This is a genomic window from Streptomyces phaeoluteigriseus (genome assembly GCF_001896135.2).
Lineage (GTDB): Bacteria > Actinomycetota > Actinomycetes > Streptomycetales > Streptomycetaceae > Streptomyces > Streptomyces phaeoluteigriseus.
This window is the reverse complement of the sequence record NZ_MPOH02000057.1, coordinates 1-3,390: the sequence shown is the minus strand read 5'-3', so window position 1 is coordinate 3,390 and position 3,390 is coordinate 1. Positions and strand designations below refer to the sequence as shown.

General features: G+C 72.3%; 1 protein-coding gene and 1 pseudogene. Both read right to left on the bottom strand.

Features of this window, described 5'->3' with window-relative positions; translation table 11 throughout:
* Nucleotides 1-1,771: pseudogene (locus tag BM536_RS38320) on the bottom strand (hypothetical protein); the annotation flags it as partial.
* Nucleotides 1,772-2,197: 426 nt separating this feature from the next.
* Nucleotides 2,198-2,722: a hypothetical protein gene (locus tag BM536_RS38315; RefSeq protein WP_094104084.1), complete on the bottom strand. Its 525-nt coding sequence runs from the start codon at nt 2,720-2,722 to the stop codon at nt 2,198-2,200.
* Between the last annotated feature and the right edge of the window lie 668 nt (nt 2,723-3,390).

Sequence of the window (3,390 nt, the reverse complement as noted above, 5' to 3'; positions counted from 1 at the left end):
GGTCCGGCGGGTTCAGACAAGGGGGTGTCGTCGGCGAACAGCGCCGCGTACCGTCGAGGACGCCGCTCAGCACCGGGTAGGCGATGCGGTCCTCGGCCAGGTTCGACTGGTGGATGAAGTGCGGCTTCGGGTCGTTGGAGAGCACGTGCCCGAGGGCGATCCGCGTCTCCAGCGGCACGATGTGCCCGGTGTAGCCGGTGGCCGGGTCGAGCGGGGCGGCGAGGCAGGTGGTGGTGGCCGGGTTGTCCTCGCAGATGCCGCTGCCGCCCTGGGCGCGGCTCGTGTAGATCCAGTTGTACTCGTCGGTCTGCTCGGCGGCGCGGCCGGCGTTGTAGAAGACGTTCATCGGGTGGCGCGGGACGGTGGTCGCCGGTCCGACCGAACGTTGCCCGGGCTCACGGGAGTTGTCCGAGCCGAGCCAGGCGATGTCGGTGTCGTCGAGCGCGAGGGCCAGGTTGGGGTTGTCCGCGGGCTGCTGCGGCAGGACCCTCATCCCCGAGTGCTCGCCGGTGACCAGCTCGTCGTGTTCCAGGGGGATTCCGGCCCGCTGGCCCCACGCCCGGTTGGCGGCGATCTCGTCCGCGATCTCGTCGCGGCTCACCCACCGCGTGGAGCCGTCGGCGTTCGTGGCGCACTTCCACGGCACCACCGAGGTGTCCTGCACACAGCCGAGGAAGGCGTGCGTGTAGGTGTGGTTGATCCAGCGGAACGCGTTCCGGTCGGCGATCAGTTCGTCGGCGAGCGGGTCGGCGCCGTTGTTGTCCTCACGGTGGTCGACGCTGCCCGCGCCGTTGTAGGCGAAGTCGAGGGTGAAGTCGTGCTGCCGCTGCCAGGCGACGGCGTGGTCGACGTCGGCCGGCGTCATCCGGATCGGGTCCGCGGTGACGTCCGGGTCGGTGCAGTCGACGTCGCCCGGGGTGCAGTTGAGGGCGGTGTTCCAGCGGTCGTCGGCGGCGAACACGTCGTCGACGTGCACCGCGAAGTAGTTCCGGGAGGCGCCCAGATGGACACCGCCGGTCATCCACTCCACGATGCCGCGGGCCAGCAGCCGGAACTGCTGCTGGTACTGGTTGTAGACGAACGTGACGACCAGCTCCCGCCGCCCGTCGTGCCGGTACTCGCCCACCAGGGAGCCCCGCGTCGCCCGGCCGGGGATCGGCGCGTCGACGTAGGAGGTGAAGTCGGCGCCCGCGACCGGGTTCGACAGGTAGGCGTAACTCTCTCCGACGGCGGGGTCGATGTCCTCGAAGGGCACGGCGCCGTCGAGGTAGCCGAAGGGTCCGGCCCGGCCTGCGGTGGTCACCGACGCCCGCACGCCGTCGACGCTGCCGGAGTAGCCGCCGTACACCGGATACTGCAGACCCGCTTCCGGACGCGCGTAGGTGTAGGCGTCGACCTGGGGCACCGCGTACGTCCGCTCGTAGGCCGCGAGGGCCGCCATCTCCGTGGAGGCGGCAGGGAAGGGGTTGTCGTTGGGCAGCACCACCGCCTGGTACTTGGCGCGTGGCCGGCCGTCCACGGTGTCGGCCAGGAAACCGGCGTCGATCACGGGCCGTTGCGACCGCGTCAGGTCGATCTCGGTGTACGGCGTGCCGGCCGCGTCGAGTTCGGCCGCGATGGCGTCGGTGGACGGGCCGCCGTCGCTCACCACCAGCACCCGCAGGTCGACGCGGGGTGTGGTGGTGTCGGCCTGTGCCGCGCCGGCCGGCAGGCCGAGCGAGGCGATGAGCGCGCCCACGGTGAGCACGGCGGTGCGTATGGTCCGCTTCATGCGGTGAAGTCCCCTCCCCGGGCAGGGGTGGGTACGGCTCCCATGGAGCGGACGCACCCCCTGCGCGACGCCGGCGCCCCCTCAGAAGCCGGTCGTCGACACATCCGTCGCGTCACATAGTGATGTCTCTGTGTAGCTTTCGTGCCGGTGTTGCGAAACATGACGGAAAAGTGCAGGTGACCAATGTGGTTCCGGTGGAACCGGACCTGGCCCGGGACCGTCCGCCCGTACGCCGTGGATCCGGCCGGCGCGAGGGAGACGCCTGCTGGTCCGGGGTCCGCGGGGCGCCCCGGTGGGCCAGGTCCGGCCCACCGGGGCAGCTGCCCGCGTCCGTGGCGGTGAGGTGAGACCGGTCGTGGGAAGCGGTTCGGGTCACGGGCCGATTTCAGGTCAACGCGAGGGCGCGCTTACTGGGTTGCTGGCCCGTCAGGCACAGAGAACGCGGGTCTCGGGTGTGTACACCGGCCCGCCGCTGATGCTCGTGCTGTCGCTGAACTCGGCGTAGAAGTACGAGTAGAACCCGATGTTGCCGTTGCAGCCGGAGTCGGCGGCTACCTGCAGCGTCAGGGTGACGGTACGGCTCTGGCCGGGTGGCACGGTGGTGCCGTAGTTGGCGCCGAGGTCGGCCGGACCGGTTCCGGCGCAGGGCGTGGAGCCGGCGGCCGTGGCCAGCGCGCAGCCGGTGAAGCCGTACTTCAGGTCGGGGCGCTGGGTGGTCAGCCAGGTCGGGTCGATCGTCTGGTACACGAACCAGATGTCGTAGGTCTTGTTGTTGGTGATCGTCATCGACAGGTTCACCGTGCCGCCGGGGGTGGTGGTCGCGCTGTCGGTGGCGAACGTCAGCTCGGCGGCGGCCGGGGCCGCGCTCGCGGCGGGCGCCAGGCCGAACACCGCGAGGACTACGGCGAGGACGGTGCTGAGTCCGAGGCGTCTCATCAGTGGTGATCGCATGGACCGGGACGCTAGGCAGGCACCGCGGGCACCGTCCGCCCCGCGGGTCCGGCCGCGGGCCCCGATCGGCCGGAAGCGTGTCCCACGGGAAGGCCGTGCGGTGAAGACGTGTCGGCACCGGTGGGCCGGTAAACCCGCACACTGGCGGGGCTGTGACGCAGGGGACCGGCGGGCGGGCGTACCGACGGGCGCCGCCGGGTCCGCCCGGACGATTTGGCGCGTACCGGTGCGCGCCGCGGTTGTCCGGCGCACGGGCCGGCTGGGGCATCTCGGCCATCCGCCGATTTCCGGCCCAGGGGGGCGCGGGCGGGGTTCTGGGGGGGGCGATGTCGGGTGCGGGGGCGTGTGCAGGGCGGGTGCCGGTGCGCGGGTGGAAGGTGGCTGATCACTGCCAGGCGGCGGAGCCGCACGTCGACACGGCTCCGCACCTCTGCGGAGGCGACAGGGCAGGTCACTCATGGGCTGGGCACAGTCCCGGCCTGCGGGTCCCGTGGTGCGGGTGTCGGCCTGCGACCCCTCGGCCTGCGGGCCCGTCCCGCACCCCCGGGCGCCCCCGCCCAACGGGCGAGGCCCGGGGTTCCCGCTCCGGCGGGGGGACGGCGACGGTGCGGCGCCCGGTTCCGCCGAGAACGCGCCGCACGCCGTGCCCGCACAGGGCGGGGACGGCG

Coding starts and splice junctions, on each gene's coding strand:
- BM536_RS38315 (WP_094104084.1), bottom strand. CDS start 2,722: ATGCGATCACCACTGATGAGACGCCTCGGACTCAGCACCGTCCTCGCC.